Source organism: Spirosoma sordidisoli, from assembly GCF_004138325.1.
Classification (GTDB): domain Bacteria; phylum Bacteroidota; class Bacteroidia; order Cytophagales; family Spirosomataceae; genus Spirosoma; species Spirosoma sordidisoli.
On the sequence record NZ_SBLB01000008.1, the window covers coordinates 110,278 to 126,602 of the forward strand.

Below are 16,325 nucleotides of genomic sequence, written 5' to 3' on the forward strand. Positions count from 1 at the left end.
ATTCATTACATGAACAAGCGCGTCAGAATCAAACAGCGCGACATTACCGACTGTGGAGCTGCCTGCCTGGCTTCGGTAGCCGCTCATTACCGGCTGTTGATGCCCGTGGCGCGGGTTCGGCAGCTGGCCAGTACCGACCAGAAAGGTACCAATGTGCTGGGCCTCATCGAAGCCGCCCACAAAATGGGGTTTCAGGCAAAAGGGGTAAAAGGCCCCTTCGAGAGTTTGGGCAAGGTTCCCAAACCGGCCATTGCCCACGTAATTGTCAGAAATGGACTTCATCATTACGTGGTTATCTACGACGTAACCAGCAAGTATGTTGTTGTGATGGACCCCGCCGATGGTCGGCTGCACCGCAAAACACACGACCAGTTCCGGCAGGAATGGACAGGTGTCCTGGTGCTGCTCCTACCCGACAACGGCTTTCAGACCGCCAATGTGCAAACGTCGGTTGGGCAACGATTCTGGCAGTTGTTACGCCCACACCGGGCCGTAATGCTTCAGGCACTCTTTGGCGCTGTCATATACACGCTCCTGGGATTATCTACCTCAATCTACGTACAGAAACTGGTCGACAACGTGCTGGTCGATGGCAATCGCAATCTGCTGAACCTACTGAGCGTGTTAATGATTGGACTCTTGCTCCTCCAGGTATTCATCGATACGGTCAAAGACTTCTTCAATCTCAAAACCGGGCAGCAAATCGACGCGGCCCTTATTTTAGGCTATTATAAACACCTGTTGACGTTACCACAGTCATTTTTTGACACCATGCGCGTCGGCGAAATCATTTCGCGGGTTAACGATGCGGTCAAGATCCGGGCATTCATCAACGATACGGCCCTGGGGCTGGTCGTTAACGGGCTGGTGATACTCTTCTCGTTCGGCCTGATGTTCACCTATTACTGGAAGCTGGCCGTTGTCATGGGCCTGATTGTACCACTGTATGGGCTTATCTATTATGTAGTCAATCGAATTAACCGGACCTATCAGCGCCGGTTAATGGAAGATAGCGCGGAACTGGAATCGCAGTTGGTTGAGTCGCTCAACGCCGTATCGACTATCAAGCGGTTTGGCCTCGAAGCGTTCGCCAATGAAAAAACCGAAACCAGGTTTATAAAACTGCTGCAGACCATTTACCAATCGGGCAGTATCGGCATATGGGCCGGATCAGCTTCGGAGTTTATCTCGAGACTATTCACGATCATGGTGCTATGGCTGGGGGCTTCCTTTGTGCTTGACCGGCAGATCACACCCGGTGAACTGTTATCTTTTTATGCCCTGATCGGGTACTTTACCGGCCCGGCTGCCGGCCTGATTGGCGCCAATCGCAGCATTCAGGATGCTCGCATTGCGGCCGACCGTTTGTTCGAGATCCTGGATCTGGAAAAAGAGCAGACCGACAACAAAGTCTGGCTGACAGCTGATCTCGTTGGCGACGTTCGATTTATCGATGCGACGTTCCGCTATGGCACCCGCGTAACCGTGTTCGATCGACTTAGGCTCACCATTCCGCACGGGCAGGTTACGGCCATAGTTGGCGAAAGTGGCTCGGGTAAGAGTACCTTACTGTCGCTGGTTCAGGGTTTGTACCCGCTTCAGGAAGGCAGTATTCATATTGGCGACTATGACATTAAATACCTGCACCCCGACAGTCTGCGAAAAGTTGTAGGTGTTGTGCCCCAGAAGATCGACCTGTTTGCAGGTAGTGTTCTGGAAAACATTGCTATTGGCGAGCCCGAGCCCGATATGCAGCGTATCATCAGCATCTGCAGCGAGTTGGGCATTCTGAACTTTATCGAGAAACTGCCCACTGGCTTTCAAACCTACCTCGGCGAAAATGGCGTGTCTCTATCGGGCGGTCAGCGTCAACGAATTGCCATTGCCCGAGCCCTATACCGTGATCCGGCTATCCTGATTTTAGATGAGGCCACTTCCGCCCTCGACTCCGGTTCCGAACAGTTCGTACAACGTACTATTCAGCATCTTCGACAATCGGGCAGAACAATTATCATTATCGCCCATCGGCTGAGTACCGTTCGGCAGGCCGATAAAATTATAGTGCTGGAGCAGGGTAAAATTATTGAAGAGGGAAGTCATGCTGACTTGCTTCAAAATGGGCAAACGTATCGGCACTACTGGCAGCAGCAAACTGAGCTGGTGTAAACGCTGGTCATATTATTCTCACAGCCGTTACGTTAAACCTAACCTTCACGGTTTCCCGTGCTGGCTGGCGCGGTAATGTTCCTGGAGCATGTCTTCGCCCCAGTCGTTTGTCAAATCGCGGACAACGGTATGGATGTGGTTGGCACTCGTCTGCGTGTTATCATACTCGATCAGGATAGTAGGCCCATGAATGCGGTAGTACCAGCCTTTCCCCTCGCCCAGTTCAGGCGTCAGATCACCGGCCCACGCAAACCGCAGGCTGTCGAGTCCGGCTTTCTCGAGTTTATTCAGCTGCTGTTTGGCCAGGGTGATGCGGTAGTTGGCCAAGTAGGTTTGCAGCAGATCCATGAATAACTTTTGCTGATCGGCGGTCATATCGGCCAGCTTTAGCCCGTCCATCCGTTCCAGCGAGGCTTTTCGTTTGTTGCTCGTCACAATATCCGGGTAGGCCACGGCGGCCAGTACAGCCTCTTTCCGCTGGTCGGCCGATAAACTTTTGAGCAGCGCAAAGGCCCGCTCCGTTTCCAGCTTCAGAATTTGCCGGCCTTTCTGGGGTAGGTCCTTCACCCGTACATCGCCCATCCGTTTGTCGGCCATCTCAGGGTCGTACTGCAAAATGCCCGGATTGCTGCCGAAGAACGTTGGCGTCTGCGCCAGCACCCGCCCGGTGAGCGACATAAACTGAAGCGATAGGTGGTGCCCTTCCAGCCGCCAGCTCCATGGCTTATCGGTCGATGGGTCGCCGAAGATGCTGAACGAGTAGTTCTCGGGGTCGCGGTAGGTGTCGTTGGGCGGGCGGTTGTCGATAACCCGCAACACGTTTTCCATGTCGATGATCGACGTAGCTTTCTCGTAGCCCTGTTCGCTGAGCCCCGTTTTGAGCAGCGCCATGGCTAGTTTCCGCTGGTTGGTGGTCATCTGCTTCAGCGGTAGTCCCTTGCGTTCGCGTGGCACAAAATGCCAGTTGAACCGTTCTTCGTCATCGAAGGTAAACATAATATGCTTCCGCTGATCGGGCGACAAAGCGCTCAGGAACGCCTTTCCGGACTCGCGCATGTCGTCCAGCACGGCTTTCCGGGCAGCCACTGTCTGCGCCGACGCGCCCATGTATACAACGCTGTGCAAAAACAGCAGCCCCCCCGCGAGTAGTCGGAAACAGATCATACCGAATAGAGTTAATAACGTTACGCTAAAGTCCTGATACTAGTGGATTTACTTTCGGTAAATGGCTTTGTTAGGCTCCGGTCGGGAGGCTCCAGAATTTAACCGCTCAATCAATACAGATGTATCAAATCCGGCCTTTTTGCTAACAACCGCTCCCCTTTACCGGTTGTAGCTATATCTCCACTGTCACTCTGCACGTATGTCAACCCGGCCACCAAACAATAGCTCAGGACCACTTGATCATCTGGCACTTCGCTATCTGCGTCAGGCATTGGACACGGCACATCCTACCGATGAGCCTTATGTACTGAACCCGACTGAGAGCCGCGTCATCCGCCGAACCAAAGTTGTTACGCTCACTATGGCCGCTCTGCTCGGCATACTGGGGGTGTTGATGTTATACCTGCCCCAGTACAGCTGGCCCGACCTGTTTGTCAGTACGCCCATTACCCTCTTCGGTACTACCTATGCCCTGCCGCTGGTCACGATGCTGTACGGTCTGCTGCTGGTCTATCTCGAAATCAACCTTCTGATCGCCATCAATTTACGGGGGGTAAAAAATATTATGCAGGTATGTCAGTTTCCGAAGGCCCACGATGCTCAGTACGAACGTCACCTGCGTGCACTGGCCGACGCGGCCCTGGAGAAAACGAATCGGGGCGTATTGCGCTTCGGCATAGACCCGTACCTGAACCTGCCCCGCTGGGGCCTGACCATGTTCTTTCTGGTCAATATGATTAGGGGGGCGCTGAGCAGCCTCGTACTGAAGTTTCTGCTACGCCGGGTAGCGGGGCGGTTTGCCCTGCGGCAGGTTACCGATCTGGCCGGCCTGCCAGTATATGCGTTCTGGAATGCGTGGGCTTCGTGGCAGGTATTGCATGAAGCGCAGGTACGGGTTATGGCTCCGCTGACAATCCGTGAATTTGTTAATGAGCTCTACGATGAGTGGGGCAACAATCCTCAGTTTAAACCACTCATTCTGGAAGCTCTTCAGTACGTAGCCATCCTGAAACGGCAGTATAATTACGCTCACTTCCTGCTAACCGAAACGCTGGTGCATCGGTTTGAGTTACAAACCAACGCCACGCTAACGGGCCATTTTGCCGAACAGGTAGCCAACGCGCCGGTTGAGGTACGCCGGAGTCTGGAACGCCTGCTGGTGTTCGGCGTGCTGGTAGACGGCAAACTATCATGGTTCGAAAAACGTCGGCTACGGCAACTCCGCCGGAAAGGACTCCTCAGTAATTACCAGCCCGCAGACATCCAGCGGATCGGCAGCGAATACAATGCCGGCCGGGGCCTTTGGGTCTAAAGGCACGACACAACTTATATGAAAAAGGGGAAACGACTATATGGCTGTTCCCCCTTTTTCATATAAGTATATCAACCACTTACAGGGTTTTGCCCGCGTCGAATATGTCTTCCTGGTCAGGCATATGAGGGTTCACGAACACATCGGCCCCATTGATAGTACGGCGGATAGGCTCGGCAGTTGGTAGTTGCCGGTGATGCCGGTATGCCTTGTCCGATGAATAGTGGCAAACGAATGATTTGCGGGTCAGGGCCGGATTTCGAATTTCATCGCCCCCATGGGCCAGGGCGGCATGCCACAACAATACATCGCCTTTTTTTATCAGCAACGTTTTCCTCTTGAGACCAGCCTCCTGACATCTCTTGTCGAGGTAGTTGGCGAAATCGTTGGGATCGCGGGTCGACTGCCCGTTGAAGAAAATACCGTTGCCGAAATTGAATTTATTCAGCGTGTGCGAACCGGGGTAATAGAAAAGCGGGCCTGAGTCGATGTGAACATCTTCCAGAGCGACCCAGGCAGCGGCCAGATGGCTCGGAATTTCGGAAACAACATAGGCAAAATCCTGATGGGTTGCCTGCTGGCTACCGTATTTGAACAACAGACTTTGCATACCGATTACCTTGTCGTTAAATACCGCGCTCAGGAACGTTACGATGTTACGGTGCAGCATGATCTTCTTACCAATCACCGAGTTGTCGTGAAAATCCATGAACTTGATGTAAGGACCGTTCAGGACCTCTTTCGGCACGTCCCGGACGGGCTGAACCGGTTTCTGCGTGTAGGCGGGTAGATCGACCCGAACCAGCGTCTGGTGTTTCTGGTGCTGGTCAATCAGCTCCTCTACTTCGCGCCAGAGCTGTTCGACCCAGGCCGTCTGGATGGCCTGCTCCAGGATCACATAGCCATTGGCTTTCCAGAATCGCATCTTCTCGACCAGGTCATATGGCAGGTCGGTAACGGGTTCGCGTTGCCGCAGAAAGCCATCGATATCGGCGTCTTTCTTGTCGATCCAGGGGAGGGTTGGGTAATCGAATTCAGTGACAGGTTTAACCGGCGGGCTTATTGTTTGCCGAACAACAGCCTTCAACTTACTGATCAGACTCATTAATACTAGTTGGATAAGTACGCGCTAAATATACCAGAAAAATTAGTTCTGATACTTAGTAGGGGGCACTAATCCAATCATTTCTATTGGTAGCCATAGGTAACCCATGCTTTTTCGGCAACCTGGCGAACTGGGCATGTCAGGAAGGGGTAACGGCAACGCTGTTCCGGATAACCCGTACTTCGTTGATCCGTTTATCGTCGGCAGATACTATGTGGAAGTTGAACCCGGCATAGCTTGTCTCGTCGCCCGCTTTTGGTAACCGGCTGAACAATTCGAGCAGCAAGCCACCCAGTGATTCACTATCTCCCTGCACCGCTTCAAAGGTGGTAGCATCTACATTCAGCACACGACAGACGTCTGTAATAGGCACTTTTCCTTCAAATACAACCGTGCGCTCATCTTCGCGTCGATAGCCGGTAGGCGTGTCATCGTCGAATTCATCGTTGATATCACCAAATATCTCTTCGATGATGTCTTCCAGGGTTACAAGTCCGCGGGTGCCGCCGTACTCATCGACCACAATTGCCATATGTACCCGTCGCTTCTGAAAGTCCTGTAGCAGGTCGTCGACTTTTTTGTTTTCGGGAATGAAAAAGGCGGGCCGGAGCAGCGACTGCCAGCGGAACGAATCGTCCTGATGCAGATGGGGCAGCAGATCCTTGATGTACAGTACCCCTTCTATTTTATCCAGCGATTCGCTGAAAACCGGCACCCTTGAATAGCCCGATGCGTTGATCTGTTCCATCAGTTCAGCAAACGTCAGATCGTCGGCAACGGCCGAAATATCGGGTCTGGCCCGCATCACCTGCCGAGCATTCAGGTTGCTGAAGTTGACAATCCCTTTCAGAATTTCTTTTTCCTCGGTAGTGGCATCGGTGCCGGTCAGTTCAACGGCCTGGCTAAGCTCCTCGACCGAGAGTTTGTAGCCCCGGCGCTCAATGCGTTTGTCGACCTGGTTACTCAGGCTCACCAGCAGCGCTGAGAGCGGGCGAAACAAAACCAAACCGACCTGCGCCAGCGGAGCCGTCCGGCGGGCCACTGTCAGGTTGTTCTGGCTGGCGTATACTTTAGGAACAATTTCGCCGAAGAGTACGATGACCAGCGTAGTGAGCAGGGTCACCCCCGACAGAACGAGGCCCGATTCGTGCGAAGCCTGCGAGTAGATCCAGGTCAGGTAGGTGACGATAACGACGATAGCTATGTTCAGCAGGTTATTGAAAATAACCAGCGAAGCCAGTAACCGCTTGGGCCTGTCGAGCAGGCTCGCTATACGTTTCTCGTCGGGCTGTACACTATCCCGGCAGCGGGCCCGGTCATCAGGCGAAAGGGAGAAGAAAGCCGCTTCGGAGGCAGATACAAGGCCTGCCAGCGTCACCAGAAGTAGCAGCAGGGCCGCATAAGGGCCGTAAAAATCAAAATAGGTGCCCCAGCCTTCTGCGGCTGGGAGCACCTGTCGGGGAAGAGGATCGCTAAGGTCCATGTACGTCAAATCTCGTTCAACAATCGAGCGTGGCTAGAATGGAAGGTCATCATCACCACTGTTGCTCTCAAAAGGCATCGGGTCGGGCTCCCGACGGCGCTCTGGCGCAGCCGCCTGCTGACGGGCCGGGGCGGCCTGCTGACGGGTTGCGGCCGGTTGCGGAGCGGGGGCCGCCTGCTGACGGGCTGGGGCGGGTTGTGCCTGCGGAGCGGCAGCCGGAGCGTCATAACCCGTTCCTTCCTGACGGTCGTTCGGTCCGCTCAGGAACTGGAACGTCGTAGCCCGTACGTTCAGGGCAAACCGTTCTTTTCCTTCCCGATCGGTATAAGTCTCTGTGCGCAAACGGCCTTCAACATAAATCTGCTGCCCTTTGCGAACGTATTTTTCTATAGTTTTTGCCTGATCATTCCAGACCTCAACCCGGAACCACTCCGTCGATTCAACCTGCTCTCCGGTACGGGTCGTATATCGTTCATTGGTAGCAACGCTGAACTTAGCCACTACCGAACCGCCGTCCAAATAGCGCACGTCCGGGTCGCTGCCTACGTTGCCGATAATAATCACTTTGTTAAGACTTGCCATTGTTGTTCTAGTTGGTTACGTATAAAAATCCAGGGGTTTAAGAGAGATAAAGATACTGAAACAAACGTACTTATCCAAATTCACGGGCCAAATAGTTACTGATCAGAACGGGCTTCGGAAGCTCGTTTACCTGATCCATAGTGTACCAGTTCAGGCCTGTTGGCAGCTGCTCTAAAAGCCTGTCCGGCAAGTCGATCAGATGGAAAAATGCCCGAATTCGCTGGTGCGATAAAAGCTGCGACAGTTCAACAACATAGGCCGTCGATACTCCCTGCTGCACCAGTCCGCTCACCGGATCAGGCAACGCCAGATCGCGCAGCGTCGTAACAGGCTCGTCGGTTTCCTGAAGGTAGAAATCGAACAGATTTTGCCAGATGTCGCGGGCCGTACGTTCACGAAGGGCGAGCCGGCCGTTGTTTCTGAACACGAGATAGGAATAATATCGATCCCGCACAGGCGATTTTTTTGCCTTGACCGGCAGACGACTTTGCCGCCCCGTTTGGTAGGCCACGCAGTACTGCTGCAGCGGACACAGCAAACAGTCGGGCGAGACGGGGGTACACTGGATAGCCCCGAACTCCATAACGGCCTGATTATAGGTAGCCGGATCGTTGGCCCGCTCGATCAGGCGGGCGGCCAGCGCGGCAAACGTCTTCTTAGCTGTTGTCGTGGTGATATCCTGATCGATCCCAAAAATCCGGGCCAGCACCCGGTATACATTGCCATCGACCACCGCTACCCGCTCGCCAAACGCGAACGACGCGACAGCCGCAGCTGTATAGGCACCTATCCCCTTCATTTTCAGCAACTCCTGATAGGTATCGGGGAACTTACCGGCACAGTGTTCGGTTACGTAGCGGGCAGTCTGGTGCAAATTTCGGGCCCTTGAATAGTAGCCCAGCCCCTGCCATAGACGCAGTAAACTCTGCTCGTCGGCACGGGCCATATCGGCAACCGTTGGGTAGGCAGCAACGAAGCGTTCGTAGTAGGGTTTTCCCTGCGCCACGCGGGTTTGCTGAAGAATTACCTCCGACAGCCAGATGCGGTACGGGTCGCGCGTGTGGCGCCACGGCAGGTCCCGTTTATGGTGGTCGTACCACCCCTCCAGAACGGGCGCAAGTATCGTTTCGGTGACGTTAGCGTCTGATTGCCAATTCAAAATAAAAGCAGAAAATACAACGTTGGGTAAAGAAATGGGAAAGCCGGGGTTTTATAATTTACCAGAAACCCCTACCTTTGTGTCCCATTTTTGACACCCGAATTTTCAACAATACAGTAAACGTTAAAGTTTAAAAAGTCGTGACGAAAGCAGACGTAATTGCAGAGATCGCCGATAAGACCGGGATTGACAAAGCCGAGGTAACCAACACGCTGGAAACCTTCTTCTCGGTGGTTAAAGACTCATTGGCAGAGGGGGAGAACATCTACGTGAGAGGGTTCGGCAGTTTCATCAACAAAAAGAGAGCGAAGAAAGTAGCGCGGAATATTTCGAAGAATACCGCTATGGTGATCGACGAGCACTATATTCCCAGCTTCAAACCCGCCAAAATTTTTGTTGAGCAGGTAAAAACCAGCGATAAAGCCAAAGTTGCGGCTGAGTAACTGAAAACGCCCTGACGTTTCCGGGCGCCTGACGTTTGCGACGCATCATGTAGTCTTATGAATAAGTACGTATTGCTTGTTATCGTTTTGGCAGCGGCTCTGACAGCGGGCTTATATACCCGACCCAAAGTCGTTGTACGCAACACCGATAAGCAGTTAAGTGAACGAGCGTCGCAAACGTCTGGCAACCGGGCCTCTACTACTGACTCGCTCAACCAGGCGGCTTCGGTAGGTGCTCCTGATCCGAGCCAGCCCGACCGCTCGTCTATGCACAATGAGCCTTTGTCGGCAGCGGTTCAGCAACGTGTGGTTGCGTTACAGCAACAGTACGCATCGGCTGATGCCGCCAAACGGCTCACCATTGGCAAGCAGCTGATCGACGTGTTCAGACAGGCCAATCGATTCGACAGTGCCGCCCACTACGCGGGCCAGCTGGCGCTCGAACAGCCTACCGAACAGAATCTGCTGCAGGCGGGTGATCAGTATTTTGAAGCGTACACGTTTGCCGTTGATCAGCAGAAAACGGCAGCGCTGGGCCAGAAAACCCGTGATTTTTACCAGAAAGTACTGGCCAAAAATCCGAACCTGCTGGAGGCTAAGGCCAATATGGCGATGACGTATGTAAATACCGAAACGCCTATGCAGGGAATCATGCTGCTGCGGCAGGTGTTGCAGCAGGACCCTACGAACGAGCTGGCCCTGTTTAACCTGGGGTTGCTGTCGATGCGGTCAAATCAGTATGAGCGGGCCATTGAGCGGTTCCGGCAGATTCTGATTGTGAATCCCGCGAGTCGTAAAGCCCAGTTTTATCTGGGCATCAGTCTGGCCGAAGCCGGTCAGAAGGAAGAAGCCAGAAAGGTGCTGGCGCAGGTGAAACAGCAGGAGAAAGACCCGCAGATTCTGGCTGCCATTCGTGAATACGAAGAGCGGCTGTCACAATAACAGGTACTACAGGTACATTACCTGTCTGAACTCGTTTATCACTAGTTGGGTCTGCCGGTTGGCTGGCCGACATTTATTTTCAACCATTAAACACTGTATACAATGCCTTGCGGTAAGAAACGGAAGCGGCACAAGATTGCCACCCACAAGCGGAAAAAACGGCTCAGAAAAAATCGGCATAAAAAGAAATAGTTTACCGTTTTCAGTTCGCCGTTTTCAGTAGCCCGCTACCTCGTACGAGTAGCTGACCAAACCGCCAGTCTGCGGGAACGTCCCGTGAAAACCAACGATCTGGAAACTGGAAACTCATTTTATAGAAGCCTCGGCCGGCCTGCAAAGTCCGAACGTGGCTTCTTTCTTTTTACACAGCCATTTTAACCGTACATTCATCTTGTGAGTAATGAATTAGTTATCAGTTCGACTCAGAAAGGTGATCGGATCGCACTCTTGCAAAACAAGAGGTTGCTCGAGTATCACGAAGAAGAGTTAGACAGCAGCTTTACTGTTGGCGATCTTTATTTAGGAACAGTCAAGAAACTATCGTCGGGGCTCAACGCAGCCTTTGTGGATGTAGGCCACGAAAAAGATGGTTTCCTGCACTATCAGGACTTGGGGCCGAATATTAATTCGCTCAACAAGTTTGTCAAAGATGTTATCGCCAAGCGCGTCACCACCGGTCGGCTAAACGGCAGCAAGCTGGAGCCGGTTATCGAAAAAATTGGGAAGATCGATAAGGTACTGACGAAAAACGCTCCCATCCTGGTTCAGGTGGTTAAAGAACCCATCTCAACCAAAGGCCCACGCCTTTCCTGCGACATTTCAATAGCAGGCCGCTATCTGGTTCTGGTGCCGTTTTCAGACGGCGTAAACCTATCGAAAAAAATTACCGACCGTGCCGAACGGTCCAGGCTCCTGCGGCTGATGTCATCCCTGAAGCCCCAGAATTTCGGCGTTATCGTTCGTACAGTAGCTCAGGAAAAAGACGTAGAAGAACTTGACCGCGACCTGCAGAACTCACTGGCCAAGTGGGAACAGGCAGTCAAAACCCTGTCAGAGGCCAAGCCCCGCGATCGGGTGCTGGGTGAGATGAACCGGGCGTCGTCGATTCTGCGCGACATGCTCAACGAGTCCTTTGAAAGCATTACCGTCGATACGCGTGAATCGTACGACGAAATCCGGAATTACATCCACACGATTGCGCCCGACAAAGAAAAAATTGTTAAGCTCTACAACGGCAAAACAAAGGTATTTGAAGCGCTGGGGCTCGAGAAACAACTCAAATCCCTGTTTGGCCGATCGGTAAGCTTACCCGGTGGCGGTTACCTGATTATCGAGCATACCGAAGCGCTGCACGTCATCGACGTTAACAGCGGCAACAAGTCAAACTCAGAGGAAGATCAGGAGGCTACGGCTATCAGTGTTAACCGCGAGGCCGCCAAAGAAATTGCCCGGCAGCTCCGGCTGCGCGATATGGGCGGGATCATCGTTGTCGACTTTATCGACATGAAGAAAGCAGAGAATAAAAAGCTCCTGCAAGACATCATGCGCGACGAGATGAAACCCGACCGCTCCAAGTTTACCATTCTGCCCCTGACCAAATTTGGCCTGATGCAGATTACCCGACAGCGCGTTCGGCCCGAGATGAATATTGTTACCCGCGAGGTTTGTCCGACCTGCGGTGGCACCGGTACCATCCAGGCCAGTGTGCTGGTTACCGACGTAATCGAGAACAACCTCGACTATGTGCTGACTAAACAGAACGAGCGTGGTATTTCAATCTCGATGCACCCGTTTCTGTATTCATACTATACCAAAGGCGTTTATTCAAAACAGATGCAGTGGTATATGAAGTACAAAACTTGGGTAAAACTGGTTAAAGACAGCTCGCTGGGCATTGTTAATTTTAAATTCTTTAACAAATCAGGCGACGAGATAGACCTCGGCGGCATTGTCTGAACCAGCAGATAACAAGAAAGGCTTACCAGATGGTAAGCCTTTCTTGTATCGTTAATATTGTAATAGTTAGTAAAGCACTTCCATTTCGACGAGTTCGCCGAATACTTCCTGTCCAACTACTTCTTCTACTGACTCAACGCTATTCAGGTTGAGCAGCAGATCGCGCAGATCTTCCGTAATCTCATACGTCTGATACAGACGCCGGTCGAACAGGATGGGGGCCTGTTCCAGATCGCAAAGCGTATAGCGATCCGCATTGAAGGCCGGTTTTAACATCCGTCTCCGCATCAAATGAGGACGAAATTTCTCTGGCTCGAGGAAAGAGTGAACAAAATTCCACCCTTCCCATTGTTCCGGATATCGGTTCAGATACGGCCAGAAAGCGTCGTAAAGCTGTTGCATAGCCTCCCGACAGTACATTTCCCGGTCACTCTGCCGAATGGGGCGTATTGCACCCAGAAACTGCAACACGTTAGTCAAGTCATCCTGCCGGTAACTCACGACCGGTACGATTGGCACGCCAGCAGCATGCGATAGATACCCTACCCCTTTGCGGGTCAATAACCGTCGCTTGCCAAACCTGACTGACAGAAATTGATCTTCCTGGCCCGGCTCGGGAGCCGTCTCAGGACTTCCATCTACATAAACGATCAGTGATCGCCCGGCTTTCAACTCTCGCAGTACCGTTAAGCCGGCGGTCGGACTCCCCGCTTCGACTATCCGGAATGAATTGGTCAGTCCATGTTTCTGGCGCAGACCCTCAATGTGTTCAACCATACCATCGCCCTGGCTACGATTCATGTTGTTCCCCACCAGCAGCACACAGTCAACTCCTTGTCTGAACAGTACGCTGGTCAACAGCCTGTACGAGCCGAGGTGATAGGTGCAATAAATAGCTGGGGAACTGGCCGCAAACGACGCCGTACGCGTTCCGTTCAGTTTCACCAGGTCGCCAGCCGTCAGACACTGCTGATCGAAGGTGGCGAAGATCTGCTGCAACAGAAGCTGCCTGAAAAGGCTTTCGTGTTCGGTTCGGGGGATATGGGGCAGTACGTTCTCTACGTTCGCCGAAAAGGTCGTGAACCTCATCAGATAGCCCCTCTCCCGCTGCAAGTCGACCCGCTCAAAATGTTCACGACAGCGGGCCAACTCCTGCCTATATAATGTCCGTGGGGTTGGCATGGTTTGTGCGGCTTACAGCGAGAAAACTGGCTTGTTCTGTCCGTTCATCAGCATGACAGAATCACAGCAGATTGGGCTCTTTACGAATTTGAATACGTTGGCTGATTCGGACTTGGCAACTGATTTCGACAAAGATTTCAGAACACTGGCTGGTTTGATGGCAAATTGCTTTTTCATGGTGACTGTCAGTTTGATTGTTTTTTGGTTGTTTGTAAGCCGGCGTTTGTAGTGCCGTTTTGTTGATACAAAGCTACCAGGTGGCCCAGGGGCTGACAATCACGAAAAAGTCACAAAAGCATGTTGGAATTAGTTAATTATTACCAGTATCTTAGTCGAGATTTTGAATAAGGGGACAGCATGAAGGAGATCCGACTCACCCGCAGTTTTCTGAGCAAACCGATCAACAGCATTCTGATTTTGCTGGGTATCATTTTGCTCATTGAAGCGGTTTCATGGTCGATTGGCTACGCCATTAAACTTGACAAAGTAGAGAAAGCAGGCGGCTTTCTCAGCTATGTCGGGTTGGTGGTGCGGGTTTTGTTCCTGCCTGAGTTGGTTACGCTTATCATCACTATTGCACTCATTAACCGCTATCACAAGTGGATAAAGCTGGTTTCGGTCGAAAACGACTGGCAGGCTGTAGGGCTGTACGAGCTCAAATTTCTGCCTGTTCTGGGGATGGCATTCTGGATATTCAATCCTTTCACACAAACCGTCCGGTACATACTGGAACAGTTCCCCACTTATTCGCTATCAGATTATCTCACTTTTTACCTGGTAGGCACCTACAACTGGGCCACTTACTTTAAGTATTTATTCCCAGTCATACTAATCGGTTACATAGCCTTAAATATTTCGCTGCTGTCAGACTTTCTGAAACAGCGCCGGGAAGCCCAGGAAGCCGCCGAGGCCAAAGCCACCAAAGCCGCTCAGGAAGCGCTGGCCCTATCGGCCACGTTTGTACCTAAACCCACTCCTACCACGCCATCGCCTTATCTGACCCAGTTGAAAGGCAAAAATGGCGGTGGTGAGCTAACTTTTCCGATCAACGAAGTCTGCTTCTTTACGGTAGAAGACCGGAGTTATTACGCAGAGCTGACCAAAGGGCGATATCTGGTGAGCAAAACGCTGAATGAACTCGAAACCGAAGTCGACCCAAGTGTCTTTTTCCGAATAAAGCGAGACTATATCATCAACCGCCAGGCTGTTCAGCATTACTCATACTGGGAGAATGGCAAGTATATAGTACGGCTTAATACCCCCGATGCACACGAGATCATTGTTCCCCGGGCTCGTATGCAGGAATTCAGAGAATGGCTGCAAAACACCCAGTCATCACAGACAGACACCGCTGCGGATTCGTTCGTTCTCACCTCCTGATCATTACAAGTAGCTCTTGACAGCAATACCATAGCGCGGTAACTGCCTGCAGCTGCTCAACTCCAGTTTTTTGGCGATATGAGCCTTGTGGTTAATAGCTGTTCTGTAGCTTATGCCCAGTTGCTCGGCTATTTCGGTAGCCGTATGCCCGTTGGCAACCATCTTTAGTACCTCTCGCTCCCGATCGGTGAGCCGCTTGAGTTCATTGCGTGTACTGTCGGCCAGAATTTCAACCCCGAAATTCTTGAGCAACGCCATAAATCCCGTACTGTAATAACACCCTCCGCTACTTACCGTCTGGAAACAGCGGTGCAGTTCTTCGAGACCGTCACTGGCGTACAGAAACCCGAAAAAACCCAATTGCATCGCATTGGCAATCATCCGTAAATCCGGTTTACTGGCGTACAGTATGAACTTGGTTTGCTGGTTCGATTGCCGCATCTGATGAACAATATCGAAACTCTGCCGGCCTGATATCTCTGACTCCAGAATAACACACTGCGGACGCTTGACCCGAATCTGCTGTAGTGTATCTTCAACCTCTACCGCACGACCTACTACATTATATCCCTGCTCTTTGAGGAGCTGGCTTAATACCTCGCACGTGAACACTTCTGACTGAGCTACGAGTATTGAAAAATCCCGGCGTCGAATCGCAAAACTTTTGGCGGCTTCCTGGCCGTCGGTTGAGTAGTTCATAATATACTAGGTTGCATAGGTGCTGAAATCTAAAGCTCACCTGCCCGACAAGGCAAGGGTCGATGTCTGAAATCACCTATTTTCCGTCTGAAATCACCCATAAAGGTTTGTTGGCGTCTAAAGCCATCCGACTTTATGGGTGATTTCACGCATAAAAAGGGTGATTTCACGCATGGTGACTTGTCTAAACGAAATAGAAGGGCCTATTTTGATCATCAGTCAAGAATCACGTACTCAAATTTTTTGTGTGATGAATCAGGAAGAAAAGGTAATGTCGTCTGGATACGAAGCGTCATCAGTAGAAGTACAAAACGTGATTATCGAGTGGGCAAAAGCTGCCGAAGCGTTTCATCAGCGTTATGGAAAGCTAACTGAGGTTATCAACGTTTTACAAGTTACGGCCCGGCGAAATCCTGGTGCCAATAAAGCAAAGCTGCGTCGGCTCGTCGCCCTGCGGCAACACATGAGCGATGCGCTTATGACACTGTTGCTGGATATGTCTGGTCAAAAACCAGGACGTTCTGCACAACCATCAAAACCAGGTCAGCTGCGTTCGCATACCTGCCTCCTGGATGAGCTAAACCGCGAAATTGACGCTGAATTGGTCAGTTTCAGCAATGTAGCCCAAGCATAGTGTTCACTTCCCTATTGATAAAGGTAAGTCCCTCGATTCGTCGAGGGGCTTTTTTTATGGTAAACGTAGTAAATATTTACTACGCGATGAACACAAATTGATTAAATGAATAGTAAAT

At 51.7% G+C, this 16,325-nt stretch carries 14 protein-coding genes; 7 read left to right on the top strand and 7 right to left on the bottom strand.

Going from position 1 to position 16,325, the window contains the following annotated elements; genetic code table 11:
- Positions 1-9 precede the first annotated feature (9 nt).
- Positions 10-2,166 (top strand): peptidase domain-containing ABC transporter, encoded by a 2,157-nt coding sequence (locus tag EQG79_RS24630; RefSeq protein WP_129605166.1) that lies wholly within the window; start codon positions 10-12, stop codon positions 2,164-2,166.
- Positions 2,167-2,211: 45 nt separating this feature from the next.
- Here the strand turns inward: EQG79_RS24630 and EQG79_RS24635 are convergent, their stop codons facing one another.
- Entirely contained in the window at positions 2,212-3,330 is a 1,119-nt protein-coding gene (locus EQG79_RS24635; protein ID WP_369822750.1) for a DUF3500 domain-containing protein, read from the bottom strand.
- Between the two features lie 199 nt (positions 3,331-3,529).
- On the opposite strand from EQG79_RS24635, the gene EQG79_RS24640 reads away from it, so the two are divergent.
- Positions 3,530-4,642: an LBF_2804 family protein gene (locus tag EQG79_RS24640; RefSeq protein WP_077924296.1), complete on the top strand. Its 1,113-nt coding sequence runs from the start codon at positions 3,530-3,532 to the stop codon at positions 4,640-4,642.
- A 79-nt stretch (positions 4,643-4,721) separates the two neighbouring features.
- Here the strand turns inward: EQG79_RS24640 and EQG79_RS24645 are convergent, their stop codons facing one another.
- From EQG79_RS24645 to mutY, 4 genes are all read right to left on the bottom strand, one after another.
- Positions 4,722-5,747, bottom strand: a complete 1,026-nt coding sequence (locus EQG79_RS24645; protein ID WP_129605170.1) for a phytanoyl-CoA dioxygenase family protein — start codon at positions 5,745-5,747, stop codon at positions 4,722-4,724.
- A gap of 139 nt (positions 5,748-5,886) precedes the next feature.
- A complete protein-coding gene (gldE, locus tag EQG79_RS24650; protein ID WP_129605173.1) occupies positions 5,887-7,230 on the bottom strand; it encodes a gliding motility-associated protein GldE in 1,344 nt (447 codons plus the stop codon).
- A 33-nt stretch (positions 7,231-7,263) separates the two neighbouring features.
- A complete protein-coding gene (locus EQG79_RS24655; protein WP_077924299.1) occupies positions 7,264-7,812 on the bottom strand; it encodes a single-stranded DNA-binding protein in 549 nt (182 codons plus the stop codon).
- A 70-nt stretch (positions 7,813-7,882) separates the two neighbouring features.
- Positions 7,883-8,971 (bottom strand): A/G-specific adenine glycosylase, encoded by a 1,089-nt coding sequence (mutY, locus tag EQG79_RS24660; protein ID WP_129605176.1) that lies wholly within the window; start codon positions 8,969-8,971, stop codon positions 7,883-7,885.
- Between the two features lie 140 nt (positions 8,972-9,111).
- Here mutY and EQG79_RS24665 point away from each other — a divergent pair, with 140 nt between their 5' ends.
- From EQG79_RS24665 to EQG79_RS24675, 3 genes are all read left to right on the top strand, one after another.
- On the top strand, positions 9,112-9,414 hold the full coding sequence (locus EQG79_RS24665; RefSeq protein WP_077924301.1) for an HU family DNA-binding protein: 303 nt from the start codon (positions 9,112-9,114) through the stop codon (positions 9,412-9,414).
- Positions 9,415-9,471: 57 nt separating this feature from the next.
- Entirely contained in the window at positions 9,472-10,356 is an 885-nt protein-coding gene (locus tag EQG79_RS24670; RefSeq protein ID WP_129605179.1) for a tetratricopeptide repeat protein, read from the top strand.
- 393 nt (positions 10,357-10,749) lie between these two features.
- On the top strand, positions 10,750-12,312 hold the full coding sequence (locus EQG79_RS24675; RefSeq protein WP_170315666.1) for an Rne/Rng family ribonuclease: 1,563 nt from the start codon (positions 10,750-10,752) through the stop codon (positions 12,310-12,312).
- 66 nt (positions 12,313-12,378) lie between these two features.
- On the opposite strand, the gene EQG79_RS24680 is transcribed toward EQG79_RS24675, so the two are convergent.
- Positions 12,379-13,401, bottom strand: coding sequence for a lysophospholipid acyltransferase family protein (locus EQG79_RS24680; RefSeq protein WP_236648944.1), 1,023 nt, complete (start codon positions 13,399-13,401; stop codon positions 12,379-12,381).
- Positions 13,402-13,851: 450 nt separating this feature from the next.
- On the opposite strand from EQG79_RS24680, the gene EQG79_RS24685 reads away from it, so the two are divergent.
- Positions 13,852-14,874, top strand: coding sequence for a LytTR family DNA-binding domain-containing protein (locus EQG79_RS24685; RefSeq protein ID WP_077924305.1), 1,023 nt, complete (start codon positions 13,852-13,854; stop codon positions 14,872-14,874).
- A gap of 3 nt (positions 14,875-14,877) precedes the next feature.
- Here EQG79_RS24685 and EQG79_RS24690 read toward each other — a convergent pair whose 3' ends face one another.
- Complete coding sequence (locus tag EQG79_RS24690; RefSeq protein ID WP_077924306.1) at positions 14,878-15,573, bottom strand: LuxR family transcriptional regulator; 696 nt, start codon at positions 15,571-15,573, stop codon at positions 14,878-14,880.
- Between the two features lie 139 nt (positions 15,574-15,712).
- Here EQG79_RS24690 and EQG79_RS24695 point away from each other — a divergent pair, with 139 nt between their 5' ends.
- Positions 15,713-16,207, top strand: a complete 495-nt coding sequence (locus EQG79_RS24695; protein ID WP_240699443.1) for a hypothetical protein — start codon at positions 15,713-15,715, stop codon at positions 16,205-16,207.
- Positions 16,208-16,325: the final 118 nt, after the last annotated feature.

Coding starts and splice junctions, on each gene's coding strand:
- EQG79_RS24635 (WP_369822750.1), bottom strand. CDS start 3,330: ATGATCTGTTTCCGACTACTCGCGGGGGGGCTGCTGTTTTTGCACAGC.
- EQG79_RS24690 (WP_077924306.1), bottom strand. CDS start 15,573: ATGAACTACTCAACCGACGGCCAGGAAGCCGCCAAAAGTTTTGCGATT.
- EQG79_RS24685 (WP_077924305.1), top strand. CDS start 13,852: ATGAAGGAGATCCGACTCACCCGCAGTTTTCTGAGCAAACCGATCAAC.
- EQG79_RS24645 (WP_129605170.1), bottom strand. CDS start 5,747: ATGAGTCTGATCAGTAAGTTGAAGGCTGTTGTTCGGCAAACAATAAGC.
- EQG79_RS24670 (WP_129605179.1), top strand. CDS start 9,472: ATGAATAAGTACGTATTGCTTGTTATCGTTTTGGCAGCGGCTCTGACA.
- EQG79_RS24655 (WP_077924299.1), bottom strand. CDS start 7,812: ATGGCAAGTCTTAACAAAGTGATTATTATCGGCAACGTAGGCAGCGAC.
- EQG79_RS24630 (WP_129605166.1), top strand. CDS start 10: ATGAACAAGCGCGTCAGAATCAAACAGCGCGACATTACCGACTGTGGA.
- EQG79_RS24680 (WP_236648944.1), bottom strand. CDS start 13,401: ATGAGGTTCACGACCTTTTCGGCGAACGTAGAGAACGTACTGCCCCAT.
- gldE (WP_129605173.1), bottom strand. CDS start 7,230: ATGGACCTTAGCGATCCTCTTCCCCGACAGGTGCTCCCAGCCGCAGAA.
- EQG79_RS24640 (WP_077924296.1), top strand. CDS start 3,530: ATGTCAACCCGGCCACCAAACAATAGCTCAGGACCACTTGATCATCTG.